The 21,102-nt window shown below is 71.8% G+C and carries 22 protein-coding genes; 12 read left to right on the top strand and 10 right to left on the bottom strand.

The features are described from left to right. Positions 1-105: 105 nt before the first annotated feature. On the bottom strand, positions 106-1,551 hold the full coding sequence (argG, locus tag IE262_RS32020; protein WP_134030226.1) for an argininosuccinate synthase: 1,446 nt from the start codon (positions 1,549-1,551) through the stop codon (positions 106-108). A 256-nt stretch (positions 1,552-1,807) separates the two neighbouring features. On the opposite strand from argG, the gene IE262_RS32025 reads away from it, so the two are divergent. Continuing rightward, a complete protein-coding gene (locus IE262_RS32025) occupies positions 1,808-2,701 on the top strand; it encodes a DUF3152 domain-containing protein (protein WP_189878648.1) in 894 nt (297 codons plus the stop codon). 98 nt (positions 2,702-2,799) lie between these two features. After that, positions 2,800-3,468: a GntR family transcriptional regulator gene (locus IE262_RS32030; protein ID WP_134029747.1), complete on the top strand. Its 669-nt coding sequence runs from the start codon at positions 2,800-2,802 to the stop codon at positions 3,466-3,468. A 69-nt stretch (positions 3,469-3,537) separates the two neighbouring features. On the opposite strand, the gene IE262_RS32035 is transcribed toward IE262_RS32030, so the two are convergent. From IE262_RS32035 to IE262_RS32045, 3 genes are all read right to left on the bottom strand, one after another. Further along, a complete protein-coding gene (locus IE262_RS32035; RefSeq protein ID WP_189878650.1) occupies positions 3,538-3,717 on the bottom strand; it encodes a hypothetical protein in 180 nt (59 codons plus the stop codon). 98 nt (positions 3,718-3,815) lie between these two features. Continuing rightward, positions 3,816-4,466, bottom strand: a complete 651-nt coding sequence (locus IE262_RS32040; protein ID WP_373305196.1) for a sigma-70 family RNA polymerase sigma factor — start codon at positions 4,464-4,466, stop codon at positions 3,816-3,818. Between the two features lie 192 nt (positions 4,467-4,658). Further along, positions 4,659-5,462 (bottom strand): hypothetical protein, encoded by an 804-nt coding sequence (locus IE262_RS32045; RefSeq protein WP_189878652.1) that lies wholly within the window; start codon positions 5,460-5,462, stop codon positions 4,659-4,661. Between the two features lie 266 nt (positions 5,463-5,728). Here IE262_RS32045 and IE262_RS32050 point away from each other — a divergent pair, with 266 nt between their 5' ends. After that, positions 5,729-6,100: an ArsR/SmtB family transcription factor gene (locus IE262_RS32050; protein ID WP_134029735.1), complete on the top strand. Its 372-nt coding sequence runs from the start codon at positions 5,729-5,731 to the stop codon at positions 6,098-6,100. Beyond that, positions 6,097-6,411, top strand: coding sequence for a hypothetical protein (locus IE262_RS32055; RefSeq protein ID WP_166681541.1), 315 nt, complete (start codon positions 6,097-6,099; stop codon positions 6,409-6,411). Before IE262_RS32050 ends, IE262_RS32055 begins: the two co-directional genes overlap by 4 nt. A gap of 46 nt (positions 6,412-6,457) precedes the next feature. Here IE262_RS32055 and IE262_RS32060 read toward each other — a convergent pair whose 3' ends face one another. Then, complete coding sequence (locus IE262_RS32060) at positions 6,458-6,973, bottom strand: YceI family protein (protein WP_189878654.1); 516 nt, start codon at positions 6,971-6,973, stop codon at positions 6,458-6,460. 131 nt (positions 6,974-7,104) lie between these two features. Here IE262_RS32060 and IE262_RS32065 point away from each other — a divergent pair, with 131 nt between their 5' ends. Further along, a complete protein-coding gene (locus IE262_RS32065) occupies positions 7,105-7,605 on the top strand; it encodes a MarR family winged helix-turn-helix transcriptional regulator (protein WP_189878655.1) in 501 nt (166 codons plus the stop codon). A 140-nt stretch (positions 7,606-7,745) separates the two neighbouring features. On the opposite strand, the gene IE262_RS32070 is transcribed toward IE262_RS32065, so the two are convergent. After that, complete coding sequence (locus tag IE262_RS32070; RefSeq protein ID WP_189878657.1) at positions 7,746-8,540, bottom strand: maleylpyruvate isomerase family mycothiol-dependent enzyme; 795 nt, start codon at positions 8,538-8,540, stop codon at positions 7,746-7,748. Between the two features lie 320 nt (positions 8,541-8,860). Here IE262_RS32070 and IE262_RS32075 point away from each other — a divergent pair, with 320 nt between their 5' ends. Continuing rightward, positions 8,861-10,663, top strand: a complete 1,803-nt coding sequence (locus IE262_RS32075) for a beta-ketoacyl-[acyl-carrier-protein] synthase family protein (protein ID WP_189878774.1) — start codon at positions 8,861-8,863, stop codon at positions 10,661-10,663. A 163-nt stretch (positions 10,664-10,826) separates the two neighbouring features. Here the strand turns inward: IE262_RS32075 and ku are convergent, their stop codons facing one another. After that, positions 10,827-11,852, bottom strand: coding sequence for a non-homologous end joining protein Ku (gene ku / locus IE262_RS32080; protein ID WP_444545234.1), 1,026 nt, complete (start codon positions 11,850-11,852; stop codon positions 10,827-10,829). Between the two features lie 161 nt (positions 11,853-12,013). On the opposite strand from ku, the gene ligD reads away from it, so the two are divergent. Next, a complete protein-coding gene (ligD, locus tag IE262_RS32085; protein WP_134029721.1) occupies positions 12,014-12,895 on the top strand; it encodes a non-homologous end-joining DNA ligase in 882 nt (293 codons plus the stop codon). A gap of 232 nt (positions 12,896-13,127) precedes the next feature. On the opposite strand, the gene IE262_RS32090 is transcribed toward ligD, so the two are convergent. Continuing rightward, positions 13,128-13,931, bottom strand: coding sequence for a nuclease-related domain-containing protein (locus IE262_RS32090; protein WP_189878662.1), 804 nt, complete (start codon positions 13,929-13,931; stop codon positions 13,128-13,130). Between the two features lie 113 nt (positions 13,932-14,044). Between IE262_RS32090 and IE262_RS32095 the strand changes: the two genes are divergently transcribed. The 5 genes from IE262_RS32095 to IE262_RS32115 all read left to right on the top strand — a co-directional run bounded on the left by IE262_RS32095 (position 14,045) and on the right by IE262_RS32115 (position 19,207). Beyond that, positions 14,045-14,536 (top strand): protein-tyrosine phosphatase family protein, encoded by a 492-nt coding sequence (locus IE262_RS32095; protein WP_189878776.1) that lies wholly within the window; start codon positions 14,045-14,047, stop codon positions 14,534-14,536. A 125-nt stretch (positions 14,537-14,661) separates the two neighbouring features. Next, on the top strand, positions 14,662-16,029 hold the full coding sequence (locus tag IE262_RS32100; protein WP_189878664.1) for an FtsW/RodA/SpoVE family cell cycle protein: 1,368 nt from the start codon (positions 14,662-14,664) through the stop codon (positions 16,027-16,029). Positions 16,030-16,076: 47 nt separating this feature from the next. Continuing rightward, a complete protein-coding gene (locus IE262_RS32105) occupies positions 16,077-17,555 on the top strand; it encodes a peptidoglycan D,D-transpeptidase FtsI family protein (protein ID WP_189878666.1) in 1,479 nt (492 codons plus the stop codon). 49 nt (positions 17,556-17,604) lie between these two features. Next, positions 17,605-17,916: a DUF8847 domain-containing protein gene (locus IE262_RS32110; RefSeq protein ID WP_189878668.1), complete on the top strand. Its 312-nt coding sequence runs from the start codon at positions 17,605-17,607 to the stop codon at positions 17,914-17,916. A 103-nt stretch (positions 17,917-18,019) separates the two neighbouring features. Next, complete coding sequence (locus IE262_RS32115; protein ID WP_189878670.1) at positions 18,020-19,207, top strand: C40 family peptidase; 1,188 nt, start codon at positions 18,020-18,022, stop codon at positions 19,205-19,207. Here IE262_RS32115 and IE262_RS32120 read toward each other — a convergent pair. Then, complete coding sequence (locus IE262_RS32120; protein WP_189878673.1) at positions 19,138-20,415, bottom strand: styrene monooxygenase/indole monooxygenase family protein; 1,278 nt, start codon at positions 20,413-20,415, stop codon at positions 19,138-19,140. The genes IE262_RS32115 and IE262_RS32120 overlap by 70 nt on opposite strands. Before the next feature lie 40 nt (positions 20,416-20,455). Then, entirely contained in the window at positions 20,456-21,058 is a 603-nt protein-coding gene (locus tag IE262_RS32125; RefSeq protein WP_229877679.1) for a GTP-binding protein, read from the bottom strand. Between the last annotated feature and the right edge of the window lie 44 nt (positions 21,059-21,102).

Genomic DNA, 21,102 nt, shown 5'->3' on the forward strand with positions numbered 1-21,102 from the left:
GGCACTTGCCCACATGCATACGCGGGAGGGCATATTGCGGATGACGGAAGGCCGGCTCGGTGCCGTGGGCGCCGAGCCGGCCTTTGCCGTTGTGCGGACGACTGGTCAGTCCGTGCCGAGTTCCATCGCGGCGCGGTCGAGGAGTTCGTCGTCACCGGAGACCTCGCCGCGGGAGGCGATGGCCTCGGCGCCGCCCTCCGGGAGCGTGCCGATCAGGCCGGTCGCGGCCGCCTGGGCGGCGCCGATGGCGGGGCCCGTGGTGCCGATCAGGCCGAGCCCGGCGTACTGCTCCAGCTTGGCGCGCGAGTCGGCGATGTCGAGGTTGCGCATGGTGAGCTGGCCGATCCGGTCCACCGGGCCGAACGCCGAGTCCTCGGTGCGCTCCATGGACAGCTTGTCCGGGTGGTAGCTGAACGCCGGGCCCGTGGTGTCGAGGATCGAGTAGTCCTCACCGCGCCGCAGCCGCAGCGTGACCTCGCCGGTGACCGCCGAGCCGACCCAGCGCTGCAACGACTCGCGGATCATCAGCGACTGCGGGTCGAGCCAGCGGCCCTCGTACATCAGCCGGCCGAGGCGCCGCCCCTCGGTGTGGTACTGGGCGAGGGTGTCCTCGTTGTGGATCGCGTTGACCAGGCGCTCGTACGCCGCGTGCAGCAGGGCCATGCCGGGGGCCTCGTAGATGCCGCGGCTCTTGGCCTCGATGATCCGGTTCTCGATCTGGTCCGACATGCCGAGGCCGTGGCGGCCGCCGATGGCGTTGGCCTCCATGACCAGGTCGACCGGGGAGGCGAACTCCTTGCCGTTGATCTTCACCGGGCGGCCCTGGTCGAAGCCGATCGTCACGTCCTCGGTGAGGATCTCGACCTCGGGGTCCCAGAACCGCACGCCCATGATGGGCTCCACGGTCTCCACGCCGGTGTCCAGGTGCTCCAGGGTCTTGGCCTCGTGGGTGGCGCCCCAGATGTTGGCGTCGGTGGAGTACGCCTTCTCCGTGCTGTCCCGGTAGGGCAGGTCGTGGGCGAGCAGCCACTCCGACATTTCCTTGCGGCCGCCGAGCTCGGTCACGAAGTCCGCGTCCAGCCAGGGCTTGTAGATCCGCAGGTGCGGGTTGGCGAGCAGGCCGTACCGGTAGAACCGCTCGATGTCGTTGCCCTTGAAGGTCGAGCCGTCGCCCCAGATCTGCACGTTGTCCTCAAGCATCGCCCTGACCAGGAGCGTGCCCGTGACGGCGCGGCCGAGCGGCGTGGTGTTGAAGTAGGCACGCCCGCCCGAGCGGATGTGGAACGCCCCGCAGGTGAGCGCGGCCAGTCCCTCCTCGACCAGCGCCGCGCGGCAGTCGACCAGGCGCGCGATCTCGGCGCCGTAGGTCTTCGCACGGCCGGGCACCGAGGCGATGTCGGGCTCGTCGTACTGGCCGATGTCGGCGGTGTAGGTGCACGGGACGGCGCCCTTGTCGCGCATCCACGCGACCGCGACCGAGGTGTCGAGGCCGCCCGAGAAGGCGATGCCGACGCGCTCGCCGGTGGGCAGGGAGGTGAGGACCTTGGACATAGGAAGAGTATGCATGCTTTCGCATGATCATGCAAAGCCCGTGTTCCGAGCCCCGGGTTCTGGCTTGCGGGTTGCGGGGTGCGGGTTGCGGGCTCCTGGCTCTGGGTTCCGGGTTCCCGGCTGCGGGTTCTGGATTCCGGGCGGGGCGACGCCTTCGTATGAACGGAACCGCGCCACACCCCCGCCAGTGATCCGTTATCGTTTCGTGATCGGTTCGGTCTGATCCGATCACGTCCCCATCACACTCTGAAAGAACATGAGCGCGCAGAAAGCCAAGCCTTCCCGCACACGCACCCGCACCCGCCGCCGGAGCGAGCGCGTGTACGACCCGAGGAAGGGTCTCTGGTGGGGCGGCCTGGCAGCGGTGGCCGTGCTCGGGGCCGCCGGATTCGCCGCTGTGGGGTGGGCATCGGGGGACGCGGGAGAGTCACCGGACGACGCCGGGTCCACCGCGCAGGCCAGGCCCACGTCCGCCCCGTCCCGGCCCGCCCCCGGCCCCACCGGCACCAGCAGCCCCTCAGCCACGGCGACCACGTCCCCCAGCACGTCACCGGACACCTCGTCCAGCCCCTCCCCGATCGACATCCCCTCCACCGGGCCGGGGACGTTCACCACGGCCTCCGGTGGAAGCGACAAGGTGGGCAGGGGCAGGACCCTGCGTTACCAGGTCGACGTGGAGAAAGGCATAGCGCTGTCCGCGGAGGACGTGGCCGAAGAGGTGGAACGCATACTTGGCGACTCCCGCGGCTGGACCTCGGACGGACAGTCGGCGTTCCAGCGGGTCTCCGGGGGCGCCACCGACTTCGTCGTCCGGGTCGCGACTCCCGGCACCGTCGACGCCATCTGCGGCAAGTCCGGGCTGAACACCAGGGGTGAGGTCAACTGCCGCGTCGGCGCCGACGTCATGGTCAACCTCAAGCGCTGGGAACTGGCGACACCGGTGTACGCCGAGGACGTCACGGCCTATCGCGCACTCATCATCAACCACGAGGTCGGCCACTTCCTCGGGCACGGCCATGTCGGCTGCCCGGGCCGGGGCAAACCGGCGCCGGCGATGATGCAGCAGATCAAGGGCATGAACGGCTGCGCTCCGAACGTCTGGCCGTACGACGAGGACGGGCAGCTCATCACCGGGCCCGCCGTGCCCTGAGCCACGATGCTGACATTTCGCCGCCAGGCAGATGGTTAACATTGCGACAACAGACGAAGAGACGAAGACAGGGCAGCCGGGGCGGCAGGGCAGGAGTCATGAGCGACCAGGGCAAGGTGGCCCCCGCGCGCCGTCGGGGACTGGCCGACGAGGTGGCCGACAGCATCCGGGAGGCCATCTTCAGCGGGGCCTACGCCCCCGGCGCACAGTTGCGCGAGGTCGAGCTCTCCGGCGCCCTGGACGTCAGCCGCGGCCCGGTGCGGGAGGCGCTGCTGAAGCTGGAGCGCGAGGGTCTGGTACGCAGCGCATGGCACCGCGGCGCCACGGTGACGACGCTGTCCCCCGACGACGTGGCGGAGTTGGACAGCCTGCGCGGCGCGCTGGACCAACTCGCCGTACGGGAGGTCGTCGCCCGCGCCTCGGACGAGGACATCGCGGCCGTCGCGAAGGTGGCCGACACCATGGACCGTGCGGCGGACGCGCACGAGATGGTGCGCTGCGACATCGCCTTCCACGACGCCGTCTACGCGGCCGCCCGGCACCGTCGCCTCGAAGAGGCGTGGCAGGCCATCCGCTGCCAGGTGCATCTCTTCCTGCTCACCCGGATCGGCCGCAGCACGGACGGCTACCTCTCCCGCATCCCCGCCGAACACCGCGAACTCGCCGCCGCCCTGCGGGCCCGCGACGCGGAGGCCGCCCTGGACCTCTTCGCCGCACACCGCCGCGAGGCCTTCACCGTGCTCACCGGCACGACCGACGCGGACTGACCCACCCCGCCATACCTCGTCAAACCCCGCCCTACCTCGTCATGCGGGGCACCGCCCCGTTCACGTCCTTCAACTCCCGCCTACGGCCGAGCCGGACGGGCTCAGGCGGATCAGGGTGATGCCGTACGTGACGGTCCAGACGACCCAGGCCAGCCAGCCGACGAGGCCGAGGAGTCCCAAGGGGCCCTCCTCGGCGATGACCATCGGGGTGAGGGTGGCGGAGCCGAACATCAGCGCCGCCGCCAGCAACCCCAGCGCCCCGTGCCAGGACCGCCTGTCCGCGCGGGACCGACCCGGGTCGCCGCCGCACGGCCCGGTGAGCCGGGCGGCGGGTCCCGCACCGCTCGTCAGGCGGCGGTCACGGTTACGGCTGTGGCCCCGGCCGCCGGCCGGGGTGCTTCCGTCTCGTACAGCGACTCGATCAGTGAGCGGCGGGCGCGGGCCACACGGGAACGGACCGTGCCCACCGGGCAGCCGCTGACGCGCGCCGCCTCCGCATAGGGCAGGCCCAGCAGCTGGGTCAGCACGAACGCCTCACGGCGGTCGTCGGGCAGCGCGGCCAGCAGTTCCGCGAGCGCGATGCCGTCGTCGAAGCCCGGCAGGCCGCGCGGCTGGGCGCGTTCGGCCGCCGACTGCCAGTCGTCGGTGTCGTACAGGCGGGGCCGGGCGGCGGCGTACCGGATGCTGTCGCTCACCGCGCGGCGCGCTATGGACAGCAGCCAACTGCGCGCCGAGGAGCGCCCTTCGAAGCGGTGCAGGCTGCCGAGTGCCCGCAGGAACGTGTCCTGGGTCAGGTCGTCGGCAGACTGCGGGTCGGCGCCGAGGTAGGTGACGTAGCGGCTGACGTCCCGGTGCAGGGCGCGGACGAACTTCTCGACGGCGTCGGCGTCGCCACCGCGCGCCGCGAGCGCCCAAGCGGTTATCGACTCGTCGTGCGGCGTGGGCAGGGCGGTCGGCCGAGCGGTCGGCAGGGCAGCGGGCAGGGCAGGAGTGAACACCTGGTGTCCTTCTCGGGAGTCCGGGAACCGGACCGGCGCAACGGCGCGGCGGTTCCGGTGGTCGATGGCGTACGGCCGCGCGGACGTGCGCGACCGATGCCCGAGGCAGGAGCGGAGCGTCGGCGAAGAGGGAAACGAGCGAGGAAGGAGTCGGCGACGCCTCCGGGTACGGCCCCGGGGAACCGGCTGTCGTCAGAGGACAGCGGTCCCGGCGGGCGGACCCCGAGAGGTGATGGCGTCGACGAGGGGAAGCCGGCGCGGGGTGCGGTCCGAGCGACCGCGACGGGCGCGGACGCGTGGGCGGTGCGGCGGCGCGGGCGGCCGGAGCAGCAGGCGCAGGGGGGCGACGAGCCATCCGGCGAGAGCCCGCAGGATACGGAAGGCGGCGCGCTCGCCGTGGGCGAGCCACAGGCCGCCCAGCAGGGCGGCGATCAGGTGGGCCGTGAGCATGCCCGTCGAGGACATGCCGCCCATGGCATGGCCCGCGTGGCCCACCACGTCCATGCCGCCCGCGCCGTCCATGCCGCTCATCGGAGTCGTCGGGACCATCGGCCCCGAGACGTCCATGGAGGCATCCGCGGGAGGCAGGCCCGCGGGAGACCCGCCCGCCATGTCATGGCCCGTGGAACGTGCGGTCGTCGCCGCGCCGCCGGGATCGGTGCCGGTCCCCGACGGTGAGCACAGCACGTAACGCACCCACCGCTGGGCGAGGGACGCCCCGCCGGCCGGTTCCGGCCGCTCGACCGCCTGCGCGAGCGAGAACAACGAGTGGAGGACGACCTGGGTGGCGACCGCGACGGAACCGACCGCGAGACGTCCGCGTTCGCGGTGGGCGAGACACCACACCGTCCCGCCCGTCGCCAGTGCTCCGGCGGCCAGTGCCCACCAGGGCACCTCGACACCGGATGTCATGACGTGTCCCTGCACGGCGAACAGCACGCAGACGGCCGCGAACACCGCAGCCCTCAGCGCGCGAGAACACCGTCCAGCAGTCATGGCGGTTCATCCTTGCACCGGCAGCTCGGCTGTCACAGCTTGGTACGGAAATCCACCAGGTTCTCCGCTCAATCCGGCATGCGTGATCCACACCACAGCAGCTGCCCGCCGCTCTCTGTCCGGGCCGCCCCCCAGATGTCCCCGAGCTGTCCCCGAGCTGTCCCTGAGTCATCCCGGAGCTATCCCCGAGATGTGTCAGAAATCTTTGACAGGTGCGCGAGGCGGCCGTCAGCCTTTTCTGACAGGTACGACGAAAGGGGCCCGCGATGCCCGAGGTCCCGCCTCCGGCACCGACTGGTGACGCGTTGCTGAAGGTGCTCTCCGCTCTCGGCAATCCGCACCGCATGCGGATCATCGCGGCGCTCACGGAGAACCGGAACTACGTCAGCGCGCTGGCTCGCGAGATCGGCATGGGCCGTCCGCTGCTGCACATGCACCTGCAGCGGCTGGAGGCGGCCGGACTCGTCGTCGGCACGCTTGAGCTCGCGGAGGACGGCAAGGCGATGAAGTACTTCGAAGTCACCCCCTTCTTCTACGAGTTGACGCCCCACACCATCACCCGGGCGGCCGCGACGATCACCGAGAAGGCTGATCCCGCCGAGAGAGCCGACCGGACCGCGAAAGAAGAGGCGAAGTGAATCAGGAACAGGTGACGCTCGCCGCCGGAGCCGACGAGCTGGGAGTTCTGGTCGGCGCCGTCGGCGCGGCCGGCTTCTTCAGCCTGCTGATCGTGATCGTCTGGCAGGTCGCCGCCACCTGGCGGGCCCGGATGCTGGCCGCACGCGAGCAGCAGTACCAGGAGCTGGCGGCGAGGTACGCGCAACTCCTGGAGGACACCGTGGAGTTGCAGCGCCGCACGGCCGAGGAGCAACGGCAGACCCTGGACGAGCTGACGCAGACGCGGCTCGCGGTCGGCTCGATGGAGAAGATGATGCGCGAGATCGAATAGGACAGGGCCGGAGTCCTACGCGGCGGGCGCCCGATTCACCGTCCCCTCAGGACGTCGTCCGGGCGAAGCGGAGGGACGCCGTGACCGCGGTGCGGCCGCTCATCATGCCGAGCTGGTTCCAGCCCATGCCGAACTGCTCGCGGTCCACGGTGAACTCCGCCGTCAGCGTGACCGCGTCGGCGCTCACCTCCGCGAGACGTGCGGTGAAGGACTGCGGACGGCTGATCCCGCGGACGCTCAGCTGACCGGCGACCTGAACGGTCCCGTCACTCCCGGGCGTCGCGCTGCGCACGACGAAGGTGAGCTCGGGGTGCCGGTCCGTGTCGAAGAAGTCGGCGGCCCGCAGGTGCGCGTCACGCTTGGCGTTCTTGGTGTCCAGGGAGGCGGCGTCCAGGGCGATCGAACCGGTGGCGGACCCGTCGGCCCCCACCTCGCCCTCACCCGAGAGTCCGGTGAAGGTGCCCTTCACGGTGACCAGCCCCCACATGGTCTTGTGCTGGACACCGACGGTGGAACGGGCGGGGTCGAGCTGCCAGGTCCCGGTTTCGACTGCGACGGACATGAGGTTCTCCTGAGAGGGGCGGGATGGGTGACACGACGACTCGGCGACGAATAACCCGCCGGTCGTCCAAATTTGGATGACCTCAGGCTAGTCGATGCTCCAAATTTGGACAACAGGTAGACTGGGACCTCATGGCCGACTCCCCCGCCCCCGCCGACCTGCCCGGACACGACCCGACCGGCGAGGCCGCCCTGCTGCCCCCCGAACTGCGGGCCTGGATGGGGCTGCTGGCCGCCGCGGGCGCGATCGAGCAGCAACTGCGCTCCCTGGTGAAGGAGACGCTCGGCGTCTCCCACGACGAGTTCCTGGTGCTGTGCCTGCTCGCCGACGGCCCCGTCACCGGCCTGCGCATGACGCAGATCGCCGAGCGCCTGGGCCGCCCCAAGACCCGGCTCACCTATCAGGTCGCCTGCCTCCAGCACGCCGGACTGATCACCCGCAACACCGCGTGCGGCGACCGGCGCGGCATCCAGGTGGCGCTCACCGACAAGGCGCGCCTGCTCCTGCGCGAGGCCTCCGGCTCACTGGCCGGCGCCGTCACCCGGGCCGTCGAGGGCCTGGAGGGGCAGCACGACTGCACGGTGATGCACGCCCTGCTGCCCAAGCCTGCGGACACCGAGAACGACACGTAGGCCGAACGACACGTAGGCCTCCCGGGATCCCGAGATCCTCAGATCCCCAGCTCCCCAGCTCCCCAGATCACTGATCCCGAGATCCCGAGATCCTGAGATCCCAAAACGCCTGTGTGACCGGAGCAGGAAAGGCCCCCGCCTCAGAACCCGGGGAAGACCCTCCGCAGATCGTCCAGCGTCAGGGCGTCCCCGGTGAGGGTCACGCCGGCCGGCGTGTACGCGGGCGCGTGGCGGCCGGTCGTGAGGCGCAGCCACCACTCGGCGGGTGCGCTCAGGACCGCGTCGGGCTCGGCCGGTTCGTCGCCGAGGCCGACCGTCTCGCCGAGGTTGAGGCCGAAGGACCGCTCGGGCGCGATGGTCCGTACCGCGAGGTGGACCGGGCGGCCCTCCAGGGCGTCGGGCTTGCCGAGGAAGCCGATGAGCATCCCGGTCTGGTCGAGGAGCGGTCCGGTCGCCTCGGCCGCCAGGACGGCGGCCGGATCGAAGGCGACCTCGACGTCCCAGGTGTGGAAGGTGAACTCGCTGAGCCGCAGGCCCGCCGCCGTGGCCACGTCCACGGGCGTCGGCAGGAAACCGAGGTCGATCCTCAACTCCTCGCGCGCCCGCGCGTCCAGGCCCTCGTAGCGTGCGACCAGCGCCTCGTTGGCGGGGACGAATCGCTCGGTCCGGTCGCCGGGGGACATCGCGTCCCAGCGCGCCCACACCGACCTGTTGAAGTCCGCGTCCTTGGGCCCGGTGCCCTCCAGTGCGCCTTCGAGAACGGCCAGGCCGATCTCCGCGCCGCTGCCCAGATGGCTGAGCACCTGCGACACGTCCCACTCCGCCGCCCCGGACGCCCGGGTGAGGTCGTCGGCGCCCAGGCCGCCCGCCAGTGCGGCGAGATGGTCGTGTCCGCTGCGCAGGGCGGCGATGATCCGGTCGGCGCGTTCGCTCATGAGTGTCTCCCAAACGGTAGGCGTTTCAAGCCGTCACAGTCACGGTCGTCCTGCTGGCCTTCGTGGTCCTCGTGCCCGTGGTCCTACTCAACCTCGTACTCGTGCGCATCGCGCGCCAGTACGGGATGCCGAACAGCTCCACTTGATCACTTGAACAGTCAACCAAACGGCCGACCAAACCCCCCGGTTCCTGGAAGTGGCCGGAAACGCGCGGCGCCTTGACGTTCCGCACCCGCGCGGAGAGGGGAGCTTGAACGAGGGACCCGTCACGCCACAGGGGACTGGGCCGACCCACGGGAGTCGCCGGATTGGGGCACGAGATGCGTCGTACGCCGCACACCGTCACCGTCGCCGAACTCGTCCCCGGGGATCTGCTCGCCCTCTCGGCGCGGGACGCCGACGCGGACCGCTGGTACGTCGTGATGCACACCCTCCCGGTGTGTCCCGAGTCGATCCGGGTGACGCTGCGGCCACCGCTCGGCGGCGCCGACCGCGACGAGGAACTCGGCCGGAACCGGACCGTGACCGTCGGCGACCACCGCGTGGACACCGCCGGTGTCCCCCTCCTCACCTCCGCCAACCTCAGAGCCGTGGATTTCCGGGACGGCGACCGCGTCGGCTTCCTGCGGACGGTCGATCCGCACGCGGTCGAGGACACGTACGTACGGCGTTGGGGCGGCTGGAACCACGACGCCCCGGGCGACCGCGCGGACAACCGTGCGGACGGCCGTGCGGACGGCCCTGCGGACAGCCGTCCCGAACCACCGCTCTCGGACGCGGAGTTGAGGAAGCGGGCCGCCGAGGCCATCGACCACGTCGTACGGCATCGCCCCCGCCCCGCCCGGCCGGCGACGAGCCGGATCGGCGGACCGCGACGGGTGGTGGTCACCGGGCTGGGCGCCGTGACCCCCCTCGGTGTCGGCGTCGGCGAGCTGTGGGCGGGGCTGCTCGAAGGGCGCTGCGGAATACGGGAACTCGACGGGGAGGAGTTCGCCGGCCTGCCCGTACGCGTCGCGGGGACCGTACCGGTGGATCCGGCCGCGCTGCTGCCCCGGCCGCAGGCCCGGCGGATGAACCGGGCCGCCCAGTTCGCGGTGCTGGCCGCACGGGAGGCGTGGCAGGACGCCGGGTTCGACCCCGCGGGCACGACCGAGAGCGGGCCGGCGCCCGAGCGGGTCGGGGTCTCGGCGGGGGCCATCCTCGGCGACGCCTCCGTCCTCGTCGACGGTGACCGGCGGCTGCGCGAGAAGGGCCCCAGGGGCGTGTCGCCTCTGACCACCCCGATGACCGTGCCCTCGCAGGCCGCGTCCCAGGTGTCGCTGGCCCTGCGGATCACCGGCGAGGCCCGCACGGTGACCAGCGCGTGCGCCTCCGGCACCGAGGCCGTCGGGGAGGCCGTCGACCGCATACGGTACGGGCGGATCGACGTGGCCCTCGCCGGCGGGGCCGAGGCCGTCGTCACCCCGGCGATCATGGCGTCCTTCGCCGCCATGCGGGCGCTGTCGGGCCACGGGCTCGGGGACGGTGAGAGCCCCTCGCGCCCCTTCGCCAGGGACCGCGACGGGTTCGTGAACGGGGAGGGCGCCGGGTTCCTGGTGCTGGAGGCGGAGGAGCACGCACGGGCCCGTGGCGCGCGGATCTACTGCGAGGCCGCGGGCTGGGGACTCTCCGCCGACGCCCACCACATGGCCGCGCCCGACCCGTCCGGCACGGGGATCGCGCTCGCGCTGCGGCGTGCGCTGGCCGACGCGGGGGCCGAGGCCGCGGACGTCGTCCACGTCAACGCCCACGCCACGGCCACCGTCGACGGTGACCTCGCCGAGGCGAGGGCGCTGACGTCCGTACTGGGCGGCTGCCGGGTGCCGGTCACCGCGCTCAAGGGGCACCTCGGGCATCTCCAGGGCGCGGCGGGCGGAGTCGAGGCCGTCGCCACGGTCCTCACGCTCCATCACGGGATCGTCCCGCCCACGATCGGCTGCGCCGAGCAGGACCCCGCGATCGAACTGGACGTGGTGACCAAGGCTCCGCGGCCGCTGCCCGCGCGGGGGGACGTGGCGCTGAGCAACTCGTTCGGGTTCGGCGGCCACAATGCGGTGCTCGCGCTGCGGCGGGTGAGGGGGTAAGGGGGTAAGGAGGTGGAGGGCGCCGGTGAGTTCAGCACCGGTGGGCTCGGCGCCGGTGGGCTCGGTACCAGTGCGCTTGACACCAGTGCGCTCGGCGCCGTCGCTCTCGGCGCCGTCGCTCTCGGCGCCACACCGGGCGCCCGCGCCGAACCGCAGTGGCGGCTCAGGCCGACGCGCGCTTCTTCGTCGTCTTCTTCGCCGGCGTCTTCTTCGCAGCCGTCGTGGACTTGGCGGCGGTCTTCTTCGTCGTCGCTGCCGACGTGGACGCGGATGTGGAGGTGGACTTCTTCGCCGTTGACGTCGACTTCCTCGCCCCTGTCCCTGTCGTGGACCGGGTGGCCTTCCTCGCCGCCGCCGTCTTCTTCGCGCCCGCCGTCGACTTCTTCCCGGCCCTCCCCTTGGCGACCTCCTCGCCGCGGGACTCCTTGGCCGCCCGGACGCTGCTCTCCAGGGCGGACATCAGGTCGAGGACCTTGCCGCCCCGTGGCTCGGCCGGGGCGGCCGGTGGCGCCTCGCCGGAGGCCTTCGCGGCGATGAGTTCCTCGACGGCCTCGCGGTAGTCGTCGTGGAGGTCGGCGAGGTCGACCTCGCCGAGGGTGTCCATGAGGGCGTCGGCGAGATCGAGTTCCTTGTCGTGCACGGTGACGTTCGTGTCGGGGGCGACCTCGTCGGTCGCGCGGATCTCGTCGGGCCACAGCAGTCCGTGCATGGCGATCACGTCGTCCACGACGCGGAGCATGCCGAGCCGTTCCCGCCCGCGCAGCGCGAACTTGCAGATGGCGACCTTGTTGCTGCGTCTGAGGGCCTCTCTGAGCAGCGCGTACGGTTTCGCGGCGGGCACTCCGTTCGCGGAGAGGTAGTACGCCGCGTCCAGCTGGAGCGGGTCGATGCGGTCGGCCGGGACGAACGCCTCGATCTCGATGGTCTTGGCGGTGGGGATCGGCAGCGAGGCCAGGTCCTCGTCCGTGATGGGGATGATCGAGCCGTCCGCGGCCTCGTACCCCTTGCTGATCTCGTCCTGCGTCAGCTCGCGGTCCTCCAGCTCGCAGACCTTGCGGTAGCGCACACGGCCGCCGTCCTCCAGATGGATCTGGCGGAAGGAGATCGAGTGGCTCTCGGTGGCGTTCACCAGCTTGATCGGGATGCTGACCAGGCCGAAGGAGATGGCCCCGTTCCAAATGGATCGCACGAAACTCACGCTATCCCCGAGCGGCGGGGAGCGCCTGCTGAGAGCGACTGCCGAGAATGTCTGCCGAGAACGCCTGCCGAGAACGCCTGTCGGGAACGTCCACTGAGAGCGCGGGCGATGTTTGCCCGCTTTTCTTGGTATTTTCATGGGATTCTCGTCATATGACGCCGATCACGGAGGTGGAGGGCCGGAGGGTGGCCCTCTCCAACCTGGAGAAGGTCCTGTATCCCGCGACCGGTTTCACCAAGGCCGAGGTGCTGCACTACTACGCGACGACCGCGGAGCCGCTGCTGCCGCACCTCCGGGACCGGCCGCTGTCGTTCCTGCGCTACCCGGACGGGCCCGACGGCCAGCTCTTCTTCGCCAAGAACGTGCCGCCGGGCACGCCCGACTGGGTCACGACCGCCGAGGTGCCGCGCTCCGAGGGCCCGGCCCGGATGGTGCTGGTGCAGGACCTGGCGAGCCTGATGTGGGCGGCGAACCTGGTGACCGAGTTCCATACGCCCCAGTGGCTCATCGGCGCGCCGGGCGAGGCCGACCGTCTCGTCTTCGATCTCGACCCCGGCCCGCCCGCGACGATCGTCGAGTGCTGCCGGGTCGCCCTGTGGCTACGGGACCGGCTCGCGGCGGACGGGATCGAGGCGTACGCGAAGACGTCCGGGGCGAAGGGGCTGCACCTGCTGGCGGCGGTGCGGCCGACGCCCTCCCGGCGGGTGACGGAGTACGCCAAGGAACTGGCCGTGGGGGCGGAGAAGGCGATGCCGCGGCTTGTCGTGCACCGGATGACGCGGAGCCTGCGGCCCAGGAAGGTGTTCGTCGACTGGAGCCAGAACGCCGCGCGCAAGACCACGGCCGCTCCGTACACCCTGCGGGCGCGTTCCGAGCCGACCGTGTCCACGCCGGTGACCTGGGAGGAAGTCGCGTCCTGTACGGATCCCGGGCAGCTTGTCTTCCGTGCGCCCGATCTTGAGTCCCGGGTGCGGGCGTACGGGGATCTGCTGGCGCCCTTGCTGGATCGTGCGGGGGCCGGGGCCCTGCCTTGAGCGGCGACGGCCGGCCTGGGGTGCGCGCCGGATTGTCTCGCCCCCGCCGCCCCTACCCGTCCCCTCCCCAGGGGCTCCGCCCCTTCGACCCCGCCAAGGGGGCTCCGCCCCCTGAACCCCCGACTCCGGGGCTCCGCCCCGGCCCTCGTCTCGGGGGCCAGCCCCCGAACCCCCGCTCCTCAAACGCCGGAGGGGCTGGAATCCGCCGGAGGGGCCGGAATACGGCCCCCGCTCACACCCTCAACCACGTATGCCGGTCACGCGCCATCGTGTGGAGTGCCTCCACGTCCGCCGGTTTGAGGAGCCCGCCCGAGTGGGCGAGTTCCGCGAGGTCCGTGTCCCGCAGGACTCGGGCCTCTCGCAGGGGCGCCATCACGTCGACGTCGGACGGACCGACGAGGGCCAGCACCGGGTGCACCTCCGCGGTGAGCGCGTACGAGGCGCGGGCCGCGTCCGCACGGGACTGCCGGAGCAGTGGGCTCGGCCCGCGGCGGCCGACCGTGACCATCGGGTCGGCGACCAGCACACGCTGCTTACGGGCGTACAGGGCGCGGACGCAGAACAGGCCGCCCGGCCCGATCACCAGGTGGTGGATGCGGTCCCCGCCCGGCAGCGGGATCGAGTGCAGGGTGCGCCAGCCCGCGCCCTCCAGGCGGTCCAGGGCCTCGCCGACCGTCTGCTCCGCGGTCAGGGCCCGGCGACGCGGGTCCGGGCGCAGGCGCCGGGACGGGCCCGGATCGCGGTCGAAAGCGATCAGGAGCGCCTCACCGGGGCGGTTCGGGGCCAGGTCGTCGTCCGGTGGCAGGGTGAGCCGGGCGAGCTCCGCGGGGGTCGGCACCGGGGGCGGGCCCACCGTGACCGTGCCGGTCAGGAAGGGGCCGAGCACGTCGAGCACGGCCTCCCGCCGGTCCTCGCTGAGCAGGTTGACCCGGCCGGTCTCCCTGTCGTACCAGGCGATGTTCCGCCCGTCCCTGAGGCAGACGTACAGCCGGTCCTGTCCGTGCCGCCGGCTCGGTATGACGCGCAGTCCGTTCATGCACCATCACCCCCGACCATGGGAACAGGAGGGGTGCTCCGGGGGCAAGGACGCGGTTACCTTGGGGATGAGTGGGGGAGGTGCCGTTGCCCAGCAGCAGGATGCAACCCGATGTGCCGGCCCCGGACCGCCCGTGGAGCGAGATCGTGCCCGGCCTGTGGATGGGCGGTCACGAGTTCGCCGGGCGTTCCGGCGAGCGGGAGTTCGCCGTCGTGCACGACGAGTTCGATCTGGTCCTGACCCTGCTGCGGCTCCCGGGACACGGGCCGGACGACGGCGTCGAGCACCATGTGTGGCCCATCCCCGACGGGCCCCTCGACGGGACCCAGCTCGCGGGCGTGATGCGGCTCGCGCAGACGGCGTCCGAGGCGTTGCAGGAGGGGCGCAGCGTGCTCGTGCGCTGTTACCACGGGTACAACCGCTCCGGGCTCGTCGTGGCCCAGTCCCTGATCCGCGAGGGGCGCTCCCCCGACGACGCGATCCGCCTCATCCGCTCACGGCGCTCACGGTGGGCCCTGCACAACGACCTGTTCGTGGACTACCTGCGCACGGGCCTGGCCACGGCACGCCTCCTGGAGGAGCTGGCGGAGGAGGTCGCCGAGTAGCCGGCGGTACGGGGCCTGCGGTGGCCCGTGCTCGTGACACCGCCGCGGGGCACCCAGCGCACAATAATGGCCTGAGTATCACGACATAACGGGACATCAGGCATCTCGCTTGCTACGTTCCGGACATGACCAAGGCCGGAACGACCGTGGCGGCGGACCCGTCCCCTCCGGCACTGCGCCTGCCCCGGCGCCGTGGCGTGGAACTCGCCCTCATCGTCGTCGCCGTCCTGCTCTCCGTGTACGGCTACTGCGCTGTCGGGCTCGCGCACAGCGGCACCGTCCCGCCCGGCGCCGCCCGTTACGGCGCCGGGCTCGGTGTGCTGGCCCTGCTCGCGCACTGCGCGGTGCGGTTCCGGGCGCCGTATGCCGATCCGCTGCTGCTGCCCATCGCCGTTCTGCTCAACGGCCTGGGCCTGGTGCTGATCTACCGCCTCGACCTGGAGACCCCGCACGACCAGGCGGCCCCCGCGCAGCTCAACTGGTCGACGCTGGGTGTGGCGCTGTTCATCGCGGCCGTGGTGCGGTTGCGGGACCACCGGGTGCTCCAGCGCTACGCGTACGTGTCCGTCGCCGGCGCGCTCGTCCTGCTGGCCCTGCCGATCCTGTTCCCCGCGGTGAACGGCTCCCGCATCTGGATCCGGCTCGCCGGATTCTCCCTTCAGCCGGGCGAGTTCGCGAAGGTGCTGCTGGCCGTCTTCTTCGCCAGCTACCTGGCGGCGAACAGGAACGCGCTCGCGTACAGCGGCCGCCGTGTCTGGCGGTTCCACCGGCTCCAGCTGCCCACCGGGCGGATCCTCGGCCCGATCGTCACCATCTGGCTGCTCAGCGTGGGCGTCCTGGTCCTGGAGCGGGATCTGGGGACGTCGCTGCTGTTCTTCGGGCTGTTCGTGATCCTGCTGTACGTCGCCACCGGCCGGACCGGCTGGATCGCGGTGGGGCTGCTGCTGGCGGTCGTGGGCGCCGTGGCGGTGGGCCGGCTGGAGCCGCACGTGCACAGCAGGGTCGCGGACTGGCTGCACCCCTTCGCGTCGATCGAGGCGGGCCAGGGGCCCAACCAGCTCGCCCAGGCCCTCTTCTCGTTCGCCGCGGGCGGTGTGCTCGGCACCGGACTCGGTCTCGGCCACTCGATCCTGATCGGCTTCGCGGCCAAGTCGGACTTCATCCTGGCGACGGCGGGCGAGGAGCTCGGTCTTGCGGGCCTGTCGGCGATCTTCCTGCTGTACGCGCTGCTGGTGGAGCGCGGCTACCGGGCGGGCCTCGCCCTGCGGGACCCCTTCGGCAGGCTCCTGGCGATCGGCCTCGCCTCGATCCTCGCCCTCCAGGTGTTCGTCATCGCGGGCGGGGTGACCGGACTGATCCCGCTGACCGGCATGGCGATGCCGTTCCTCGCGCAGGGCGGCTCCTCGGTCATCACCAACTGGATCATCGTGGCGCTGCTGATCCGGATCAGCGACTCGGCCCGCGGTCAGTACGACGGGAGACGGGCGCCGTGAGCGCCCGGCCCGCCACGGGCGGACGACGCCGCACAGGAGGCCCCCACATGACGACGTACATCCGCCGGGCCGCCCTCCTCTCCGCGCTCCTCTTTCTCGCCCTCCTGGTGAACGCCGCCCGCGTCCAGGTCTTCCAGGCCGGCACGTACGACGGCAACCCCGCCAACCGCCGGGCGGCGATCGCCCGCTGGAGCCAGCCGCGCGGGGACATCGTCGTCGGTGACCGCCCGGTCACCGGCTCCCGCGACACCGGCGAGCAGCTCCGCCACGAGCGGACGTACCGCGACGGCCCGCTGTACGCGCACGTCACCGGCTTCGCCTCGCAGTTGTACGGCTCGGCTCTCCTGGAGGACGCGGAGGACGACGTGCTGGCGGGCACCGATCCGATGCTGTCCCTGCTGCCGGTCTGGAACGACGTGACGCGGTCCCGCACCCCGGGCGGCCGGGTCGTCACGACCATCGACCCGGCGGCCCAGCGGGCGGCCTTCGACGGGCTGAGAAACCGCCGGGGCGCGGTCGCGGCGCTCGAACCGGCCACCGGACGCGTTCTGGCGCTGGTGTCCACACCGTCGTACGACCCGGGAGAGCTGTCCGGGAACGGCCCGGCCGTGGCGAGGGCGTGGGCGCGGCTGAACGGGGACCCGGCCAGGCCGATGCTCAACCGGGCGATCCGGCAGACCTATCCGCCGGGTTCGACGTTCAAGGTGGTGACGGCCGCGGCGGCGCTGGACTCGGGAGTGATCAGGGACCTGGACGCGCCGACGGACTCCCCGGACCCGTACACCCTGCCCGGCACGCGGACCTCGCTGTCCAACGAGGTCGAGGGCTGCGAGGACGCCTCCCTGCGCCATGCCTTCGAGTGGTCGTGCAACACGGTCTTCGCCAAGCTGGGCGCGGACGTCGGGCTCAGCCGGATGAGGAGCACGGCGCGGAACTTCGGTTTCAACGACTCCGGGCTGCGGATTCCGTTCGGGGTCGCGCGCAGCAGCTTCGACACCACGATGGACTCCGCCCAGCTCGCGCTGTCCTCCATCGGGCAGTACAACACGCGGGCCACCCCGCTACAGATGGCCATGGTCACGGCGGCCGTGGCGAACGGCGGCTCGGTCATGGCGCCGCATCTGGTGGAGCGCACGACCACGAGGTTCGGCGCCACGCTCAGGGCGCGGGGCCCGCACACGCGGCGTCTGGCGATGAACCCGGCGACGGCCGCGGAGCTGCGTGAGCTGATGACCGGCGTGGTGAAGGAGGGCACCGGCGCGAACGCCGCGATCCGCGGCGCGACGGTCGGCGGCAAGACCGGCACCGCCCAGCACGGCATCGGCAACTCGGGAACCCCGTATGCCTGGTTCATCTCCTGGGCCCACGCGCACGACGCGATCGAACCGGCCGTCGCGGTCGCCGTCGTCGTCGAGGACGCGAACGCCGACCGCAGCGACATCAGCGGTGGTGGCGACGCGGCCCCGATCGCCCGCGCGGTGATGGAGGCGGTGCTGAAGACGGCGGCCGCAGGCAGGCGACGGTGACGGCGGCGGTCACGGTCACGGTCACGGTTGCCGGGGTGACACTGGTGCCGTGAAGAGCGAAGACACCCCCTTCGTGGGCGGCCCTCTGGACGGGCGTGTCCTGCCCGTGCTGCTGGGGATCACCGGACATCCGCCCAAGACGTACCGGGTCCCGGTGCCGGACGCCGCCGGCGGGCCCCCGACCGTGCTGGTCTACCGGCGTGCGCCCCGGCCGCACGGCGGGCGGTTCGCCCTCGGCCACAAGTGGCAGTACGAGTTCGACCCCGAGGGCCGTACCGGCGGGCCCCGGTGGCCGTGGTCCAGGCCGGCCCGGAAGCCAGACGCCGCGCCGGGCGGGAAGGCGGAGCCCACGGACGGGTGACCTGGTTGGGCCGATGCGACCTCTCCGGATGCGGGCCCGCTGTACTCGTCTCAACCTGCCGGTGCGCGGGTGGAGGGTCCACCCCCGCACCGGAGGTGATGAGGTGTCAGGAAGGCTGCTGCGCCTGGTCTGTACGGCGGCGGTCGCGGCCGGTGCGGCCCTCGGGCCCGCGCCGGCACTCGCCGCGCCCGAGCCGGTGGCGCCGCCCGCCGCCGCAGGCCGCTCCGTCGCCGAACTGCTCACGGATCTCCAGCGCCTGTACCGCGAGGCCGAGAAGGCCACCGAGGCCTACAACGCCACCGAGGAGAAGCTGAGGAAGCAGCGGACCGAGACCGAGCGAATCGAGTGGCGGCTGGCGCGGGCACGGCTGTCCCTGAACGACAGCCGGGGTGCCGTCGGCCGGCTCGCGCGGCAGGAGTACCAGAGCCGTACCGACATCTCCCCGTACGTGCGGCTGCTGCTGGCCCGCGATCCGCAGCGTGCCCTGGACCAGAGCCATGTGATCCGGCAGGTGGCGCTGGAGCGCGCGGAGACGGTGGAGCGGCTGGCGGGCAACGAGTTGCAGGCCGACGCCCTGGCGCGGAAGGCGCGGGCGGCGCTCGACGCGCGGCTCTCGCTCGCCGAGCGCCGGAAGAAGGAGCGGGACGACGTCCAGGGGCGCCTCAAGAAGGTCGAGGAACTGCTCGCCTCCCTCACGGCCGAACAGCTCGGCGACATCACCGCATTGGAGCGGGAGAAGGAGGCCGGGGCGCAGCGGGAGTTCGTGGCCTCGGGGGCGGTGAGCAGCGTACGGCCGCCGACCGAGGAGGGCGCGCGGGCCCTGCGGTATGCCGTCGAGCAGATCGGCAAACCCTACGAGTGGGGTGCCGAGGGGCCCGAGGCGTACGACTGCTCGGGGCTCACCTCGCAGGCCTGGGCGCACGCGGGGCTGCCGATCCCCCGGACCAGTCAGGAGCAGTGGGCCGAGCTCGAACGGGTGCCCATGGAGCGGCTGCGGCCCGGGGATCTCGTCGTGTACTTCCCGGAGGCCACGCATGTCGCCCTCTACCTGGGGAACGGCCTGGTCGTGCAGGCGCCGCGGCCCGGGGCGCGGGTCAAGGTGTCGCCGATCGCCGCGAACCCGGTGCTGGGGGCCGTGCGGCCCGACCCCCTCGGGGAGCCCCTGGCGCGGTACACGCCGCCGGAGCTCCCCGCCGGGGCGTCGGACGGGTCCGACGAGGGTTACGCGTCGACGTCGGCTCCGGAGACGGACGCGCCCGCGACGGAGGCGCCCGTGACGGAGGCGAGGTAGGACTCGGCGTTCGCCGGGTCGTAGAAGAAGTGCTCGAAGTCGGCCGGGTCGTTGAAGCCGTTGGCGATACGGTTCGCCACCGGGGGCAGGGCTCCGGCGGCGCCGATCAGGTTCAGGACATGCTCCGGGGGCACGCCGAGCATGGCGTTCGTGAACTTGGTGACGTGCTGGGCCGTGTCCCAGTAGCGGTCGAAGGCCGACCGCATCCAGGTCTCGTCGAACTCCTTCTCACCGTGCTCCAGGATCGCGTCCAGGTAGGCGGCCGCGCACTTCGACGCCGAGTTGGAGCCCTGGCCCGTGATCGGGTCGTTCGCGACGACCACGTCGGCCACGCCCAGGGCCAGGCCGCCGCCGGGGAGGTGGGCGACGGGGTTGCGCACGGTGGGGGTGTAGCGGCCGCTCAGCACGCCGCCCGCGTCGGTCAGTTCGACCTCGGCGGTCCGCGCGTGCTCCCAGGGCGTGAACCGCTCCATGAGGTCCAGGGTCAGGGAGAGGTGCTTCGCCGGGTCCTTGACGCCGTCGAAGACGTCGAGCGGGCCGCCGGGTATGCCCTCCCAGAACAGGATGTCGGCGGGGCCGGAGGTGGTGAGGGTCGGCATCATGAAGAGCTCGCCGACGCCGGGGACGAGGTTGCAGCGGACCGCGTACGTGTCCGGGTGCTCGGGCCGCGGGGCCAGGCCGTGGACGTAGGCGACGGCGAGGGCGCGCTGCGGCTCGGTGAAGACGGAGCGGGAGGCGTCGCGGCCGAACATCGACACCAGCTCGCCCTTGCCGGCCGAGACGAGGACGAGGTCGTAGAGGCGGGAGAAGTAGTCGAGGTCGGAGACCGCGGCTCCGTGGATGACCAGCTGGCCGCCGCGCTGCGCGAAGGTGTCCATCCAGCCGGCCATCTTCACCCGCTGGTCCACGGACTGGGCGTACCCGTCGAGCTTCCCCACCCAGTCGATGACGCGCTGCGACTCGGGTCCGGCGACGGAGATGCCGAGCCCTTCGATCTTCGGGGCCTGGGACTCCCAGAAGTTCAGCTTGAGATCGCGCTCGTGCTGCAGAGCCGTGTGGAACATGCACTGCGTCGACATGACCCGGCCGGTGCGGATCTCGTCCGCCGTCCGGTTGGACATCAGGGTGACCTCGTACCCGTGGGACTGGAGCCCGAGGGCGAGCTGGAGTCCGGACTGGCCGGCTCCGACGACGAGTATCTTCCGCATACGGGGGCTGTTTCTCCTGGTCGTGCTGGTCGTGGTCGCCCTAGTCGGGCAGGACGGATATCGCGTGGGCGCACAGCGCCAGCAGGGTCTCGGTCACCGAGCTCCGCTGCCGCGCGTCCATGATCATGACAGGTACGTGGGCGGGGACGGTGAGGGCCTCACGCACGTCCTCGGGTTCGAACTGCTCGCTGCCGTCGAAGTGGTTGACCGCGACGATGTACGGCAGTTCGCAGCTCTCGAAGTAGTCGAGGGCGGCGAAGCAGTCGGTCAGGCGGCGGGTGTCGGCGAGGACGACCGCGCCGATCGCGCCGCGCACCAGGTCGTCCCACATGAACCAGAACCGCTGCTGGCCGGGCGTGCCGAACAGGTAGAGCACCAGGTCGTCGTCGAGCGTGATGCGGCCGTAGTCCATGGCCACCGTGGTGGTGGTCTTCTCCGGGGTGGACGTCAGGTCGTCGGTGCCCACGCTGGCCTCGGTCATCAGCGCCTCCGTCTGGAGGGGCGTGATCTCCGAGACGGCGCCGACGAGCGTGGTCTTGCCGACGCCGAATCCGCCCGCGATCACGATCTTCGTCGCGATGGGGGCGCGGGTGACGTCCTTCTGCCAGGGTTTCAGCTCTTCCTCGGGCTCGGCGGCAGGCACGAGCCCTCGGGAGACGCGAGAGGAGACAGGATCTTGCGGGAGAC

This window comes from Streptomyces bluensis, from assembly GCF_014650715.1.
Lineage (GTDB): Bacteria > Actinomycetota > Actinomycetes > Streptomycetales > Streptomycetaceae > Streptomyces > Streptomyces bluensis.